The sequence below is a fragment of the Deinococcus carri genome, assembly GCF_039545055.1.
GTDB classification, from domain to species: domain Bacteria; phylum Deinococcota; class Deinococci; order Deinococcales; family Deinococcaceae; genus Deinococcus; species Deinococcus carri.
In genome coordinates this window covers 32,514-48,080 of record NZ_BAABRP010000002.1, presented here as the reverse complement: position 1 = coordinate 48,080, position 15,567 = coordinate 32,514, and the positions used below count along the sequence as shown (strand labels likewise).

Here is a 15,567-nt window from a genome sequence, read left to right as displayed (position 1 = left end):
GAGGCCCAGGAACCGCCGGGTGCTTCCCCGTTGGCGGGACACGCGCGCCGCCGTCGAAACCGGGGAAATGCGGAGCTTGCAGCGTGCCGGCGCGGACGAGAAAGCCCGCGCGCAGCAGGCGGGCGTGCAGCGGCTGGTGACCCTGCAACGGGAGTTCGGGGCGAAGCCCAGCGTGGGCCGGGCGGCGGAACTAACGGGCACCGCCGTCCTGATGAACCGGCCCGACGTGGCGGAAGAAGCCGCCGTCTACCTGCTGCTGAATGCCGAGCAGACGACGCCCGCCGCCCTGGCGTCGGCACGGACACTGCTGGCGCTGCCCGCGCCCGGTGAGGCGGGCATCCAGGCACCGCAGAGTACCGGTCTGCTGACCGTCCAGGCGGAGGTCCGGCGGCTGCGCCCCCTCCTGCGCGAATTCCCGCACAACCCCCTGATGCACCTGGACCTGGCGCGCGCCTACGCGGCCCTGGGGCAGGCGCAGCGGGCCGAGCGGCATCTTCAGGTGGCGCTCGCGTTGGCGCCGCAGCACCGCTTTGCCCTGCGCACCGCCGTGCGGTTTCACGTGCACACGCACGACCCCCGCGCGGCCGTGACGCTCCTGCGCCGCTCGGTCCGCACGCCGCACGATCCCTGGCTGATCGCCGCGGAAATCAGCGCGTCCATGGTGGCGGGGGTCGCGCCCAGGTTTGTTCGCCGGGCGCGTGACTTGGTGGAGAACTGGGATCTCGACCCCCTCCACATCAGTGAGCTGGCCGCCGCGCTGGGGACGCTGGAACTCAAGGATGGGGGGAAAAGCAAGCGCGTGCGGAAGATGTTCCGGCAGGCCCTCGAGCAGCCCACCGAGAACGCGGTCGCGCAGGTGCAGTGGGTGGCGCCGCAGGTGCAGGTTCCCCTGGACGAGCAACTGCTGAAGAGTGTTCCGCGGAACTTCGAGATGCGCGCCTGGGAGCGGTACAGCCTGTCCCGTTTTGAGGCCGCGCGGGACGCCTTCGAGTGCTGGCTGCAGGACGAGCCGTTCGCCTCTACCCCGGTGATTATGGCGGCATACCTGGCCGGTGCCCTGGATCCCACACCGGCCCGGGCGATTGAACTGACCCGGCTCGGTCTCACGGCCCATCCGGCCGACGAGGTCATGTTGAACAACATGGCCTTCTACCTGGCGATTGCCGATCAACTGGACGACGCGGAAGCGTACCTGCGGCGCGCCCAGGCGGCCACGGCACCCGGGAACGTCTGGAACGGGGCGAACCTGGTGGCCACGCAGGGCCTGCTGCTGTTCCGGCGGGGCCAGCCGGACGCAGGCGTCCAGCTTTACGAGGCGGCGGCGGCCCTGGCCAAGCGCAGCGCGTTCCCGCAGCGCGCCGTGATTGCCCAGCTCAATCTTGCCCGGGAGCTGCTCCGCTGCGGCGATGAGCGGGCACCGGCGGTGCTCCTCCGGGCGCTGGAGGAAGCGCGCGCCTTCACCTCGCCAGACGTGGACCTGGCCGTGGCGCATCTCCGGACCCAGATGCAGCGCCTCGGGGTTCCCCCGGAGGTTCTGCCCCCCACGCTCTTCGGGTGAAGGCGGCAGGGGGCATCCCTGGCGTTCAGGAAGCTTTCTGTCTCAGCTGCTCCACCGCGAACTCGAATTCCTCTTCGGTCACCTGGCGCACCAGCCCGGTGTCGTCACGGCGAATCATGCTGTAGTAGCGGGAGTTGGATTCGAAGCGGCCCAGGTGCACGTTGAAGGCCAGAATGACGGTCTGGCCCTCTTCCTGGCGGACCACCTTCACCGGGACTGCGCCGACCATGTAGTACTTCGTCATTCCTCCACCTGCCCTTCCGTCACCAGGCTGTGCCAGACCCGGGAGAACATCAGTGTACTCGCATCGTCAAGGGTTTCCAGGACAACCGTCTGGACTTTGGACAGTTGCGGCAGCGTTTCCAGCGTTCGCCGCACCTCGTACAGGCGGTGCTCGTAGATGTCCAGCTCATCGAAGGCGGCCAGGACCAACTTCACCTCCGCGTAGTGGCCGTCCAGGTCCACGATGAACTGCATGTCGCGGTACCCGCTGGCGCGCGGCTGCAGGAAGCGGTCACGGAAGCCCGCGACCACAAAGGGTCCGCTGACCAGCGCGGCCGAGGCGTACAGGTCCGCCAGGGAGGTGAACACGATCTTCCCCGCCAGGATATCCAGCGGTGGAAACCCGAACAGGTTCGTTTTTTCCTCCAGCCGCGCCCAGGACTTGATGCCGTCCGGGCGGGGGAACGCCGGGCACTTCATCGCGGTGCCCAGCGCCAGCAGCCGTTCGGCGAACCAGCCCTGCCGTTGGACCGCCTCGTCGTAGGCCGTTCGGGCATCCGCCGCGCGCTGTCTCAGTTGTGAAGGATCCTGAGGGTAGCGGCGCTTCAAGGCGCGGCTCAGCTCAGCGTAGGGTTCTGGCAAGGGGGGAGCGGGGTCGGTCTGGGACATGGCAGGTTCTGCCCGGCAGTGTAGAACCGGGACGCGGGACGGGTCACCTGCCTGCTTGCCTGCGCTCTGAAGGGGCGCAGCCGAACACCGGGCGGCTCGAACGTGAGCCGGAGGGCAGCAGGGGGCCACAGGCGAAGGGACGACTGTCAGAGCGACTTTCCCAGGGGTGCCTTGACCTCGGGGGACCCTTCGTGCCGTTCAATAGCCAAGTGGACGACCCTGGAGAGCCGCCCACCTGTACGGGCCTGGGGTCTCTGGGGGTCAGGTTCCGCCGACGGCGCGGATGCGCTGCCCCACGGTTGGCGTGACCGTGCCCCGCTGCTGGATGTACTCGAGGACCACCTGGGCGTCCAGTTCACGGGTGGTGCCCTGGCCATCGGCGAACATGGTGTACTCGTCCCCACCGCTGTTGGTGAAGTCGCTCAGCGCGAGGGTGTACGTCGTGGCATCTTTCAGGATCGGCGTGCCACCGTCGAGCGTCACGCTGACAATGCGGGAGCCCACCGGTTTGCTGGGGTCATAGGTGAACGAGAAGCCCGAGATCTGCAGGAAGCGTCCGCTGGCGGCGGGCAGCATGGAGACGCTGTTCTCCAGCGCCGCGTACAGCTGCGCCCCCGTGACGGTGCGGGTCACGACGGTGTTGCCAAAGGGCAGGACGCTGTACACGTCCCCCGCCACGATGTCGTAGGGGGGGCCGGGCTGGTAGCCGGGTGCAGGGCGGCGCAGGCTCTTGTCCTGAGGCGCGTAACTGGAGGGGAGCGAACTGCGAATGCTCCCGCCGTTCTGAATGGCCAACTGGGTGCCGTACCGCGCCCGGAAGGCGTCGGCAATCAGGTCCCCCAGCGCGACTTCCCCGAGGCGCTCGATGTTGTTGCCGCGCGGGAACAGGTCGGTGGCCACCCCGATCTTGCGGTCGAGCTGCTGCGCGAGCTGCGTGCGGTAGGGCGCCAGCGCCTGCACAACCGCCGGGTCGGGCGTGACCGCGTCCGCGCGCGGCACCACGAAGGTGTTGGTGCGGTCAGTCACTCGGCGACTCGCCGGATCGTACGTGACGTTCACCTTCGCGTACGTCGCGCCTTTGCTGAGGTTCTCGACGACCAGCGCTTCACCGATCACGCCGCTGAACTGCTCGTTGGTATGGTCGCCGAAGATCACGTCGAAGCCGCGGACGCTCTTCGCGAAGTCGATCAGCGGACCCGAAGGGGCCTGCGTGGCAGGGTCCTTGCTGGTCACGCCCAGATGCGTGATTGCGACGAAGACCTGGGCCCCTTGCGCTTGGGCGGAGGCGCGGGCCTGGGTGGCGGCGGCGACTGGGTCGGTGATCTGCAGCGTGCCGAGCGCGCCCGGTGCGACCAGCGTGGGGGCCTCGGGGTTCACCAACCCGATGACGGCCACCTTGACCCCACCAACAGTGAAGATCTTGTATGGCGCGACATTCTTGAGGTTCGCGTCAAGGTTCTTCAGGTTTGCCGCGACGTACGAGAACTTGGCTTTGTCGATCAGACCCTGGAGGGCCGCCGTGCCCCGATCAAAGTTGTGGTTGCCGAAGGTATCGGCGTCAAAACCCATCGCGTTCATCGCCTCGATGGCGGGCATCTCACCGAAGAAGCTCGACAGGGGCGGGGACGCGCCGTAGGCGTCCCCTGCGGTGACGGTCAGGGTATTCGGATTGTTCGCGCGGTCCTGCTTGAAGTACGCACTCAGGACCGCCGCGCCACCGACCTGGAAGGCGCTCGTGCCGCTGCCGACAGTGAGTGGGTCGAGCTGGGCGTGCCAGTCGGAGATGTCAAGCAACTGGATCGTGGTGGGCGGTCCCGGCGGGGTCAGGCTGGAGGAGCATGCGGCGAGCGCGAGGGTCAGGGCGGCGAGGGGGAGAAGCTTCCTTGGCATAGGTCCTCCTGATCCCAGGGCGGCGGTTCAACCCCGGTGCGAAGGTCAGGCGCCCCTCCTGGGCGTCAGGATGAGCCTCTTCGCGGGTGGACGTGGGTTCAGTGTAGGCCTCAGCGTGCTGGTCTTGGTGAAGCGTGAGAACGGCAGGGCCGCTGCGCCCGATCATTTACGCGCGGGGGAGCGGGGTGCCGTCTGTCACGGCATTTCCTTGGCCTGCCGGAGCAGGGCTTGCAGTTGGGCGCTGCTGAGCGGGCCGAGGTGACGGGCGACGATGCGCCCCTGGGCATTCACGGCGAAGGTGGTGGGGAAGCCGCTGACCCGCAGCCTCCCGGTGACGGCTTCCCCACCCAGCCAGGTGGTATTCGGGGCCGGGTAGGAGCGGAGGAACGCCTGAACCCGGTCGGCCGGTTCACCGACGTTCAGCAGCACCACCGGTTCACCCGCCTGGACGGCCCGCATCAGGAGCGGCATTTCCGCCCGGCAGGGCGGGCACCAGGTGGCCCAGACGTTCACCACGCCCGGGCGGGGCAGCGGGACGGGGCGGGAGATGGTGTTGCCCATGAGGCGCGGGAAGAGCACCGCCGGGAAGGTCTGCACTGCGGGGGTCGGCCTGAGCAGCAGGGGCAGCAAGCCTGCCAGGACCGTGACGAGCAGCGGGAAGGGCAAGCGGGCGGGGAACTGGCGGCGGGGCCACCACAGTGCGACCAGGCCTGCGGCGAGTCCGGGTCCCCACGCCCAGCTTCCTCGCCGCACGTCCAGCAGTTCGAGCACCTGCGCGCCCAGCGGCTGGCTCAGGTCCCCAAAGACGCCAGGGAGGGACGCCCAGAGGCGGGCGGTGACCAGCGCCACGAGCGCCGCCTTGGCCGCTCCCCGGAACCGCGCCAGGGAGGACCAGGCCAGCAGGCCGAGCAGCAGCGTCAACTGCGACCAGCCGATCACCAGCGGGCCGATCGTCAGGGCGTCCGGTGCGATGTTCACCCGGGCTCCCAGGGCTGGCGGTGAGGGACAGGGGGGTCCTCGGCCTCAGGCGTGTTCCCCAGGCTGCCGCTGGTGGGACCGGGCCACCGGCTGTTACCGGTCCTGGCGTGCCCTGCGCCGCTCATGCTCCGGTGGATAGGCCACATGAGCGCCGGCATGCCAGGGGGCTGAGTCTGGTCGGGCGATGCTGTGCCGTCAAGGTGTTCCTCCTGAAAGAGTGGGGCCTTCCGTACGCCCTGGCACCGCTGCACCCTCCGGAGCGGTAAGCCAGCGTCCTGGCGGTGACACGTGGAGCGCAAGGGGTAGGTGTGCCCACCAGAAGCGGGGTCTCTTCCGAAAGAGATTGTCCAGCAGGGGTGTAAAAATCCTGTCAAGGGACGAGCCGTGGAATTCAGGCTGGTGTACAGGAGACGTGACCGCCAGCTCACTCTCCTGCAGGCAGCAACGCAAACGTCACATCGCTGTCCCCATTGGGATGGCGCTCATGGCTGAGAACAAGAATCGGATAGATGGTTCCCTGGAAGGTAACGCTGGTCTCGGAGATGCCTTCGAAGTCTGCGAGGCGCAATCCCACGGCTGAGCCGACAGGGAGGCGTGCGTCGTCGCTACGGGCGATGGTGCCCGCGATCTGCTGCGCTGGAATGTGAGCGGTACACGGCACTCTTCCACCTTAACCTATAATTCTGTATATTCGGAAAGACAAATATAAGTGTTAAAGTGGACAGATGCACGAGCATGCGGTTCCCCCCCAACCCCATCCGGACGACCTGGCCCGCGTGACAGAGGTCTTCAAGGCCCTCTCCGAACCCATCCGCGTGCAGCTCGTGTTGCTGCTGATCGCGGGTGAGCGCAGCGTGACCCAACTCGTCGAGGCCCTCGACCAGCCGCAGAGCACGGTCAGCCGTCACCTGGCCCTGCTGAGAAGTGCCGACCTCGTGAAAACCCGCCGGGAAGGCACCAGCGTCCACTACCGCCTGGCGGACACCCACGTCGCCCGCCTCGTCCGGGAGGCCTTCAGCCATGCTCAGCACGAACGCCTCGGCCTCCCGGACCATCCGGCTGCTGATCCCGTGCCTGGAGGCGTCCATTGAACGCCCCCCCTCTCTTCGGTGCCCTACGCAACTCCCGCTTCGCTCGACTCTACGCCGCGCAGACAGTCAGCCAGGTCGGGGATGCCCTCACCTGGGTCGGCCTGGCCCTCCTGGCCTATCAGCTCACCGGCGGGCAGGACGCGGCCCCGGTGCTGGGCCTCGCGCTCACTCTGCGGGTGGCCGCCTTCGTGCTGTTCTCTCCACTGGCAGGTGTTGTCGCCGACCGCGTGAACCGCAAGTGGCTGCTGGTGGGATGTGACTTCGGACGGATGGCCGTCATTGGCCTGATGCCCTTCGTGCACGCCACCTGGCAGGTGTACGTGCTGATGTTCCTCCTCAACGCCCTCACCGCCTTCTTCACCCCCACCAACCAGGCCACGGTCCCCCTGGTGGTTGGACGCGAGGACAGCGGCCAGGCCTTCGCGCTCTCCAGCGCGACCACGGAACTCATCGGGATCGCCGGTCCCGGCCTTGCCGGTCTGGTCGCCGCCTGGGTCGGCGGCCGGGAGCTGTTCTTCATCGACGCCGCGAGTTTCCTGCTCTCGGGCCTGCTGATTCTGACCCTGCCTGCCCTGCGGGCGCAGCGGGGCAAGGTGCAGGGCGAGACCTGGGCGGACGTGCGGGACGGCACCGCCCGGCTGTGGCGGGACCCACCCATCCGCTTCGCCCTCTTGATGGAACTGGTCGCGGCTATTGCCGGGGCGCTGATCCTAGTGGAGACGGTGACGCGGGTGCGGAGCGGCCTCCAACTCGGGGAAGCGCCCTACGGCTGGGTGATGGCCACCTACGGGCTGGGCGCGACCCTCGCCTCCCTCGTCGTCGGGTTGGTCGGAAAGCGCTGGCCGCGCACTCGCTTCATCCTGCTGGGCGCTCTCGTCACGGCTCTGGCGATCCTGCCAGGCGACCTCGTGACGCTCGCGCCGCTGATGGGCTTCTGGCTGCTCGCCGGTGTGGGCCAGAACTGGGTGAACCTGCCCACCGAGACCCTCCTCGCCGAACGCACCGAGGAGGCCGCGCAGGGCCGGGTGTACGGGGCGCACTTCGCCTGGAGTCACCTCTGGTGGGCCTTCGCGTATCCGCTGGCCGGGTTCCTAGGGTCGCGCTTCACCTCGCACGCCTTCCTGATCGGCGGCCTGATCGCCCTCGCCGTGCTCGCCGCCGTGCAGTTCACCCACATCGCCCAGACCACTCCCCTGCAAAGGCACCGGGAATGACCCACGCCCATCATGGCCACTCACACGGCCCCGCCAACTACGGCCGCGCCTTCGCTGTCGGCATTACGCTGAACGTCGCCTTCGTCCTGCTGGAACTCACCTCCGGGTTCCTGTCCCGTTCCCTGGCCCTGGTCGCGGACGCGGGACACAACGCCTCGGACGTGCTGGGCCTGCTGATCTCCTGGGGTGCCTACGTCCTGGCCAGGCGCAAACCCTCGGCACGCTACACCTACGGTCTGCGGCGCAGCAGTATCCTTGCCTCCCTGGCCAACGCGGTCCTGCTGTTCATGGCGGTTGGCGCCCTCCTGGTGGAAGCCGTCCGCCGCTTCGGCCACCCTGAACCCGTCGCGGCGGGCACCGTCATGTGGGTCGCGGCGGTCGGCATCGTGATCAACGCCGTCACCGCGTACCTGTTCGCTTCCGGCAGCAAGCACGACCTCAATCTCCGCAGCGCCTTTCAGCATATGGCCGCCGATGCCCTGGTGTCGCTGGGCGTGGTGATCGCCGGGGCACTGATCGCCTTCACGGGTTGGCTGTGGCTCGATCCCACGATCAGCCTGCTGGTGGCCGCCGTGATCCTGCTGGGCACCTGGGGCCTGCTGCGCGAGAGCGTCAACCTCTCGCTGGACGCCGTACCGGAAGGAGTGGACCCGGGGGCGATCAAGGCGTACCTCGCCGCTCTCCCCGGCGTGGTCGAGGTCCATGACCTGCACGTCTGGGGCATGAGTACCACCGAGACGGCTCTGACCGTGCATTTGGTCATGCCCCGGGGCATCCCAAACGACACCTTCTACACCCAGGTGCAACACGAACTGCACGATGAGTTCGGCATCGAGCACGCCACGTTGCAGGTGGAGTACGGGGGGGCGGACGCCTGCCGGTACGCGCCGGATCACGTGGTATGAGCGGAACTGCTTCCCCACCCCTGGACGTGCCCCGGGCGCTGGTGATCGCCGCCCACCCAGACGATCTGGAAAGCTGGTGCGGGGGGACCGTGGCCCTGCTGGCCGACGCGGGGGTACACGTCCATCTGCTGCTCGCCACCAGCGGGGAGGCGGGCAGCCGTGACCCGCAAGACACCCGGCAGAGCCTGCGGGAGCGCCGCGAGGCGGAGGCACGGCGGGGCGCCTCCCTGCTCGGCATCGAGAACGTCACCTTCCTGCGGCTCCCCGACGGGGAGGTGGAGAACAACCGTGCCCTCAAAATCATGCTCATCCAGGCCATCCGGGAGCACTGCCCCGACGTGGTGTTCACCTTCGATCCCGAGCATCCCTACCCGCCTTACCTGAGCCACCCGGACCACCGGGCGGTGGGCCGCGCCGCCCTGGATGCCGTCGCGCCGCTGGCCCGCTCCCGCCTCGCCTTCGAGGGTGAGCCGCTCCTGGCTGGCCTCGCGCCCCACCGGGTCCGGGAGGTCTGGCTGTTCGCCAGTTCGGTCGCCGACCGCGCGGTGGACATTCAGACCACGCTGGAACGCAAGGTCGAGGCCCGGCTCGCCCACGCGAGTCAGACCCGGGACGCGCAGGCGCTGCGCAAGAGCTGGACCGCGCGGTCGGCGCGCTGCGGGGCCGGGTATGGGCTGACCGCCGTCGAAGTCTTCAAGGTACTGGAACTGGACCGGCGTGCTTAGCCCCTGGGCGTGTGGTGGTGTGCTGTTCCGGGAAAGGTGGATGCGGCCACTCAAGACCAAATGGTGCCCTCTTCCCTGGAATCCACTGAGCGGAGTGAGTGGCAAACAATACGGGGTGGCGGCGATGGAAGAACATTTGGGAAAGCGCCAGATGTTCTTCCATCAGACGCGACCTGGGCGTCGGTGGTGAATGCGCCGTTCCCGTGTTGTTTCCCGGCCCGGCATGCCCTTCCCCATCCGGGTGTGTTGAAAGGAATCCTATGCCGAACGTCCTGCCGATTCTGGAGTTCACCCTGATCCCGGTGGCCGCCACTCTTCTCGGGGGCGTGTGGGCCACGTTCCGTGTCCCGAGCGCACTGACCCGCAGCGCCTTCCAGCACCTCGCGGCGGGTGTGGTGATGGCCGCCGTCGCCGGGGAACTCCTGCCGGAGATCACGGCCCAGCACCGCCCGAGCGGGTTGATCCTGGGCTTCGCCCTCGGTGTCGTGGTCATGCTGGTGCTGCGGCAGTTCACCGAACGCCTGGAAGAACGTGCCGGGTCAGGGAACCTCGGGCTCATCGCCGCGGTTGGACTGGATACCTTCATCGACGGCCTGTTGATCGGTGTGGGTTTCGCCGCCGGTCCCACGGTCGGCGTGCTGCTGGTGGTGGCCCTCACGCTGGAACTGCTGTTCCTGGGCCTGAGTGTCGCGGCGGAACTCGCCCAGTCCGGCGCCTCCCGGGGACGAACCATCGGGACCGTCGCGGGCCTGACCCTCGCGCTGCTGGTGGGGGCCACCCTCGGCGGGAGCCTGCTGAGCGGCGTGCAAGACTTCACCCTGGAGGTGGTCATGGCCTTTGGGGCCGCGGCGCTGCTGTACCTCGTCACCGAGGAACTCCTGGTCGAGGCGCACGAGGTCAGGGAGACGGCGCTGATCACCGCCATGTTCCCGCTGGGCTTCCTGACCCTGCTCGTTATCGAGCAATTGGTGTGACCGAACCTCGACTGCTCTCCCGCTTCGCTCGCTTTCTCTGAGGTCTTCCTGTGAACCGCACCCTTCGTCTCGCCCTGGGCAGCATCCTGATCGGCCTGCTGGTCCTCGGCCTGAAGTTCGTCGCCTACCTGCTCACCGGCAGCGTGGCCCTGTTTTCGGACGCGCTGGAGAGCATCATCAACGTCGCGGCGGCCGTCGCGGCCTTCATCGCGCTGCAAGTCAGTGCCCGGCCCGCCGACGCCAACCACCCCTACGGCCACACCAAGGCCGAGTATTTCAGCGCCGTCATCGAGGGTGTGCTGATCCTGGGGGCGGCGTTCGCCATCCTGAACGAGGCGTACCACGCCTTCCTGCATCCCAAGCCACTCGACGCGCCGGTGCTGGGCCTGGCCATCAACGGTGCGGCGTCCGTGGTGAACGGCCTCTGGGCCGCCGTGCTGATCCGGAGTGGCCGCGCCTGGCGCTCCCCGGCCCTGCAAGCCGACGGGAAGTACCTGCTGACGGACGTGGTGACGTCCATCGGCGTTCTGGTCGGCGTGGCCTTGGTGGCCCTGACCGGGTACGAGCAACTGGATGCGATTCTGGCGGCCCTGGTCGCGTTGAACGTCCTGTGGTCCGGCTGGGGGCTGGTGCGGGACAGCGTGGGGGGACTGATGGACGCGGGGGCACCCGACGAGGCCGTGCAGCGCGTCCGCGAGATTATTGGCAGTCACGCGCAGGGCGCGTTGGAAGCACATGATCTGCGTACCCGGCAGGCGGGGCACACGACCTTCGTCGAGTTCCATTTGGTCGTGCCTGGGGACATGGGGGTCGCCCAGGCGCACGACATCTGCGACCATATCGAGGAAGCCATCCGGGCCGAGGTTAAGGGTGCAGTGGTCACCATCCACGTCGAACCTGAAGGGAAGGCCAAACATACGGGCGTGCCAGTGCTGTAATGCTCAGAATGCTCTGGAACGAGCTGTGAACCGGTTCTCCGACCCGCGACCTGCTCGCGCTTGCCTGGCCCACCATCGCCGAGAACCTGCTGCAAAGTGCCGTGAGCTTCGCCGACAGCTTCTTCGTTGCCCACCTCGGCATTGCCGCTGTCGCCGCCGTCGGGGTCAGCCACGCCCTCCTGCAAGTGTTCTTTGCGGTGTTCCTCGCGGCCCCGACCAGGCCCGGGTGGGCGCGCAGGCGTTGTGGCTCGCCGCGCTCGCCCTCGGGCTGGTATCGCTCGTGCTGGCGGAACCTCTGCTCACCGTGCTGGGGGCCACGCCTGCGGCGCGCGGTGGGCAGCATCCTGCGCGGTGCCGGGGACACCTGGGCGGTGCTCTCGGCGGGCGTGTGGATGAACGCCGTGCACTTGGTCCTCACGGCGCTGCTCTGGGAGCGGATGGTGAAGCTCGCGGACCCAGCGCTGCCGAACGCCTCGCGGTGCGCCTGGGGCAAATCATGTACTTCGGGTTGATCCTGCGCCTGGGCAGGAGGTGTACGCCGCTCACACCCTCACGGGCAACTTCACCCTGTTCGCGTCCGTGGCGGGCACGCGACCACTTCCGCGCGGGTCGGGTAGCGCCTCGGGGCGGACGACGAGGGGGCAGCGCGAGCGTATGTGGCGGCCTCGCTGCGGCCGTCCTCACTGCTGATGACCGCGCTGGCGCTCCTGGCATAGCTGGTTTCCTTCTGGGGGGCCCAGCTCTTCACAGGCGACCCGCGGGTGGTGGGCCTGATGGTGCTTGTCCTGGGCATCGATGTGCTGACGCAACCCGCGACGGGGGTGGTGACCACCCTCACAGCCGCGTTTCAGGCTGGGGGGCCACCCGCACGCGGATGCTAGTGACACTGGTGGGCATCTGGGGCGTACAGACGGTGAGCGTATACGTGCTGGGTCTGAGGCTTAGGCTGGGATTGCCGGGCGTGTGGCTCGCCATCCTGCTCGACAACGACCTGTGCGCCCTGATGCTGGGGTGGCGCTACTGCGCGGGCCGTCGGGTGAAAGCCGTGTTGGAGGCTCCATCACGGTGAACGTGCTGGTGTTCTTGGGACAGGAAGACTCGGCGCGGCAGCCCCGACCTGCACATCCTGCCCTCAGGTGGGGGTACGCGGTCGTTCAGCGGCGGATATCGCTCCATCTTCACGTTGCGGGCACGCTGGGCCTGCACGATCAGCCTCACGGAAGTCTTGAGGTGAGGACGCCACCAGATGCTGGGCGAGCGCTTTCGCCCGCGGAAGGGCGTCCCGTTCCTGCCCGACCCCGGCCAGCAGCGTGGTGCCCTCCAGAACGAGGTGCAACTCGGCGGCGAGTCCGTCAGGGTCGGGCTGGCTGGCCTGCCGCGCCAGAACGGCCAGGTACGCGCGCACGCGCCGCTGGTGATCCTGAAGCAACTGGACCGCCGGATGGTCAGGTGCGGCCAGTTCGGTGACGATGTTGGTCAGCAGGCAGCCCCGGAACGTGGGGCGCGCGAACCACCCGGCGAGCGCGTCGAACACGGCCAGCAGTTGCCGTTCGGGGCGGGGTTCCAGGCGCGTGACGTTGTCCTCAAGCTCCTGGAGGAAGTCCTGCGCCTCCCGCCGCAGGACGGCGAGGAGCAGGTCGTCCTTGCTGCGGTAGTGCCGGTAGAGGGTGACCTTGGTGCTCCCGCTCTGCCGGACGATGTCGTCCATGGAGACCTTGTGGACGCCGCGGGTGGAGAACAGGGTGCGGGCGGCCTCCAGCAGGCGCTCTCGGGCAGAGGTAGGGGTCATGGGATCTCCTGCGTCCACTGGAGCCTGTTCCAGACGGTTGGCGTCAGGGCGTGCCGATGGGCTGAAGGTCCCGCAGCGCGACCTGCGCACGTGTCACGTCCGCCTGAACGACATTGGCGGGACCTTTCGTCTCCACTGCGCTCATCAGGGCCGCCAGCGCGTTCTGCGCTTCGCGGAACCCACCGGGGTTCACCTGGCTCAACAGTGTTGCCGCCTGGAGTTCTGTCTGTGCCTGCCGGGCGGCGCTGAGGGCCGCGTCATAACTGTCCGCGTTGCCCTGCTGTGCGCGCGTGTACTCCAGAGGAACGATTTCCAGCGCGCCCGAAGCCTTGCGGGCGTGTTCCACACCGGGCGCGACGAGGCTTGCCAGGGTTGGCGCGGGGGCGGTCGCACGCCCGGCGAGGAAGCCCAGCGCCAGCCCCACGAGGACGGCGACGATCACGAGCAGGGGGGACAGGTTACGTTGACGGCGGTACAGCATTCGGTTGGGTCTCCTTTTTGGGGGCATGGCCGTCCCGGGCGCCGCGCTTATCCCTCGACGATGAGGGCGATCTCGCCCTCCAGGCGCAGGTTCTCGGTGAGCTGCCGCAGCAGCAGCGCCGGGTCGTGCAAATGCGCATAATCGCGTAGACGGGATGCGGTCAGGGCTGCGACGTGGGGCGCAACCGCTCGTCCGGCCAGCAGGGCGCGCAATTGCTCCAGGGCCTCGTGCGGGCGACCGGTCAGCACCTTCGCGTCCTCAAAGCGCAGCAGCCGCACGCCCCGCCCGTCCAGAACCAGGGCCGCGTGCTGCTCGACGCGGCGCAACAAGACGCGGCGCACCCGCGGAGCGACGAACAGCGTGTGGTGTTGCCCGCCGAACACCCGCTGTGCCTGATCGCCGAGGACCTGCCGGGCCTGCTGCTGCAACTCGTCTGCATCGAGCGGGCGGGTGCGGGCGCTCAGCGGGTGGGCGCCGGTCGCGACGGCCCGCAGGCGGCCCTCGCGGGCACTGTACTCCGTCTCGACCCGCAGCGAGGCGGGATCCGCGCCGAGCCGCACCGCCTCGTCGCCCACCTCGCGTTCGAGCAGGTCTGCCACCGTCGGATCCTGCCGGGTGACGCTGCGCTCGCGTTCCACACGAATCACGGCGAGGGCCGCCCCGATGGACGAGATCACGTCGCTGTGCGGAATCGGAACGAAGGGCACCTTCAGGCGACGGGCCACCACCGGGCCAAGTACACTCGCGGCGCCTCCTCCGCCGTACAGGGGCGTGCCGCGCAGGCCGTATTCCCGCACCAAGCCCTGCACGGTTTGCGTGAGCTTCTCCGCGCTGGCCTCCAGGACTGCCTGCGCCGCCGCTTCCATGCTCGCCCCCAGGTGTTGCCCCAGCAGAGTGAGCGCGAGCCGGGCACTCTCCGGCTGGGCGTGCGCATATCCGCCCTCGGGAATCGCGCCGAGGGCGTTCGCGGCGCACGTCGGGGTGATCGCGAAGCGCGTGCCGTCCGGCGTTGCAAGCACGGCGTAATCGGCCGGGTCGCCGGGGCTGGGGGCGATCAGCTCGACCCGCGCACCCGCCAGCCGGTCCACCGGCGTGAAGCTGGAATACGCCAGCCCGGCGATGTGAGCACTTCTTGGCCCCACGTCCTCGATCCGGCGCCCACGCAGACGGACCAGACTGCCACCCGCCACACCAGCAATGCGAATGTCCGCCGCTCGCAGCCCGGTAGGCACGTCCATCACCGTCATGTACTTCAGCGCGGGCTGGCCGTCCTTGATGACACCGATGTTCGTGCTGGTGCCGCCCACCTCGAAGAACACGCCGTCCATCACGCCATGCGCGAGAATCGCCCCACCGAGGCTTGCCGCGGGACCGCTCACGACGGTGTGCAGGGGCGTTTCCTCGAAAGCGCGCAAGTCGGCGGCCCCCCCGTCCCCGCGCACGATCAGGAGCGGCACGTCCGGCAGGAGTTCGCGCACCGCCTCCCGCACGTGCCCGGCGGTGCGGACCATCGTGGGGAGGATGCTGGCATTCACCGTGGCGGACAGCGTGCGCATCTCCAGCCCGTAGGCGCCCGACAGGTCGCTCCCAAGGCTCACCGGAAAACCCGCCGCCCGTGCCAGTTCCCCGGCCTGCCGCTCGAACCCCGCATCGTCCACCCCGAAGGCCTGCGACACGGCCACCGCACCGACCTGCTGGTCGCACCAGCCCTCCAGCACCCTCTGTACCCGCGCGTCGAAGTCCGGGGTGTCAGTCGCCACAAACGCCTGGAGGGCGCGCAGGCCCGCCGGAGGACGCGTGACGTTCTGGATACGGCGTTCGTCGCGCGCCTCGCCCAACGCGAGGATGCCGACCAGGGCCGTGTCGCCCTCCAGCAGGGCATTGGTGGCCTGCGTGGTGGAGTGCGCGACCAGAGCGGGTGACGCTTCCTCCGGCAGGTCGCGCAGGAGGGCGCGCAGGGCGAGCAGGACACCGCCAGCCACGCCGTGCTCGTGCCGGTGGGTGGTGGGCACGTGGGACACCGCGAGGAGGCGTCCCGCTGGGTCGAGGGCGACCCCCTTGGTAAAGGTGCCGCCCACATCGATGCCGATACGCACAGGCAGGCTGGACGCTGCGGCCTCAAGCGTCAAGAGG

At 68.6% G+C, this 15,567-nt stretch carries 16 protein-coding genes; 9 read left to right on the top strand and 7 right to left on the bottom strand.

Features of this window, described 5'->3' with window-relative positions; translation table 11 throughout:
- Positions 1–19: 19 nt before the first annotated feature.
- A complete protein-coding gene (locus ABEA67_RS05175; RefSeq protein WP_345461969.1) occupies positions 20–1,558 on the top strand; it encodes a tetratricopeptide repeat protein in 1,539 nt (512 codons plus the stop codon).
- A 25-nt stretch (positions 1,559–1,583) separates the two neighbouring features.
- On the opposite strand, the gene ABEA67_RS05170 is transcribed toward ABEA67_RS05175, so the two are convergent.
- The 4 genes from ABEA67_RS05170 to ABEA67_RS05155 form a co-directional block, all read right to left on the bottom strand.
- On the bottom strand, positions 1,584–1,802 hold the full coding sequence (locus ABEA67_RS05170; protein WP_345461966.1) for a hypothetical protein: 219 nt from the start codon (positions 1,800–1,802) through the stop codon (positions 1,584–1,586).
- A complete protein-coding gene (locus tag ABEA67_RS05165) occupies positions 1,799–2,449 on the bottom strand; it encodes a nucleotidyltransferase family protein (RefSeq protein ID WP_345461963.1) in 651 nt (216 codons plus the stop codon). The genes ABEA67_RS05170 and ABEA67_RS05165 overlap by 4 nt, the downstream gene beginning before the upstream one ends.
- Positions 2,450–2,710: 261 nt before the next feature.
- Entirely contained in the window at positions 2,711–4,339 is a 1,629-nt protein-coding gene (locus ABEA67_RS05160; protein ID WP_345461961.1) for a bifunctional metallophosphatase/5'-nucleotidase, read from the bottom strand.
- 195 nt (positions 4,340–4,534) lie between these two features.
- Complete coding sequence (locus ABEA67_RS05155; RefSeq protein WP_345461958.1) at positions 4,535–5,317, bottom strand: TlpA family protein disulfide reductase; 783 nt, start codon at positions 5,315–5,317, stop codon at positions 4,535–4,537.
- Positions 5,318–6,042: 725 nt separating this feature from the next.
- Between ABEA67_RS05155 and ABEA67_RS05150 the strand changes: the two genes are divergently transcribed.
- The 8 genes from ABEA67_RS05150 to ABEA67_RS05115 all read left to right on the top strand — a co-directional run bounded on the left by ABEA67_RS05150 (position 6,043) and on the right by ABEA67_RS05115 (position 12,233).
- Positions 6,043–6,408, top strand: a complete 366-nt coding sequence (locus tag ABEA67_RS05150; RefSeq protein WP_345461954.1) for an ArsR/SmtB family transcription factor — start codon at positions 6,043–6,045, stop codon at positions 6,406–6,408.
- Positions 6,405–7,622, top strand: a complete 1,218-nt coding sequence (locus ABEA67_RS05145) for an MFS transporter (RefSeq protein WP_345461951.1) — start codon at positions 6,405–6,407, stop codon at positions 7,620–7,622. Before ABEA67_RS05150 ends, ABEA67_RS05145 begins: the two co-directional genes overlap by 4 nt.
- On the top strand, positions 7,619–8,527 hold the full coding sequence (locus ABEA67_RS05140; protein WP_345461948.1) for a cation diffusion facilitator family transporter: 909 nt from the start codon (positions 7,619–7,621) through the stop codon (positions 8,525–8,527). The genes ABEA67_RS05145 and ABEA67_RS05140 overlap by 4 nt, the downstream gene beginning before the upstream one ends.
- Positions 8,524–9,252 (top strand): PIG-L deacetylase family protein, encoded by a 729-nt coding sequence (locus ABEA67_RS05135; RefSeq protein ID WP_345461945.1) that lies wholly within the window; start codon positions 8,524–8,526, stop codon positions 9,250–9,252. The genes ABEA67_RS05140 and ABEA67_RS05135 overlap by 4 nt, the downstream gene beginning before the upstream one ends.
- Before the next feature lie 260 nt (positions 9,253–9,512).
- Complete coding sequence (locus ABEA67_RS05130; protein WP_345461942.1) at positions 9,513–10,226, top strand: ZIP family metal transporter; 714 nt, start codon at positions 9,513–9,515, stop codon at positions 10,224–10,226.
- 50 nt (positions 10,227–10,276) lie between these two features.
- The gene (locus ABEA67_RS05125; protein ID WP_345461939.1) at positions 10,277–11,164 is read left to right on the top strand and encodes a cation diffusion facilitator family transporter; all 888 of its coding nucleotides are present in this window, start codon (positions 10,277–10,279) and stop codon (positions 11,162–11,164) included.
- Positions 11,165–11,265: 101 nt separating this feature from the next.
- Positions 11,266–11,676: a hypothetical protein gene (locus tag ABEA67_RS05120; protein ID WP_345461936.1), complete on the top strand. Its 411-nt coding sequence runs from the start codon at positions 11,266–11,268 to the stop codon at positions 11,674–11,676.
- Positions 11,677–12,038: 362 nt separating this feature from the next.
- Positions 12,039–12,233 (top strand): hypothetical protein, encoded by a 195-nt coding sequence (locus ABEA67_RS05115; protein WP_345461933.1) that lies wholly within the window; start codon positions 12,039–12,041, stop codon positions 12,231–12,233.
- Between the two features lie 63 nt (positions 12,234–12,296).
- On the opposite strand, the gene ABEA67_RS05110 is transcribed toward ABEA67_RS05115, so the two are convergent.
- Genes ABEA67_RS05110 through ABEA67_RS05100 form a run of 3 tightly spaced genes read right to left on the bottom strand, consistent with a single transcriptional unit; the run spans position 12,297 to position 15,563 of the window.
- Positions 12,297–12,953: a TetR/AcrR family transcriptional regulator gene (locus ABEA67_RS05110; RefSeq protein ID WP_345461930.1), complete on the bottom strand. Its 657-nt coding sequence runs from the start codon at positions 12,951–12,953 to the stop codon at positions 12,297–12,299.
- A gap of 43 nt (positions 12,954–12,996) precedes the next feature.
- Entirely contained in the window at positions 12,997–13,434 is a 438-nt protein-coding gene (locus tag ABEA67_RS05105; RefSeq protein ID WP_345461927.1) for a hypothetical protein, read from the bottom strand.
- A 47-nt stretch (positions 13,435–13,481) separates the two neighbouring features.
- Positions 13,482–15,563: a hydantoinase/oxoprolinase family protein gene (locus tag ABEA67_RS05100; RefSeq protein ID WP_345461924.1), complete on the bottom strand. Its 2,082-nt coding sequence runs from the start codon at positions 15,561–15,563 to the stop codon at positions 13,482–13,484.
- Positions 15,564–15,567: the final 4 nt, after the last annotated feature.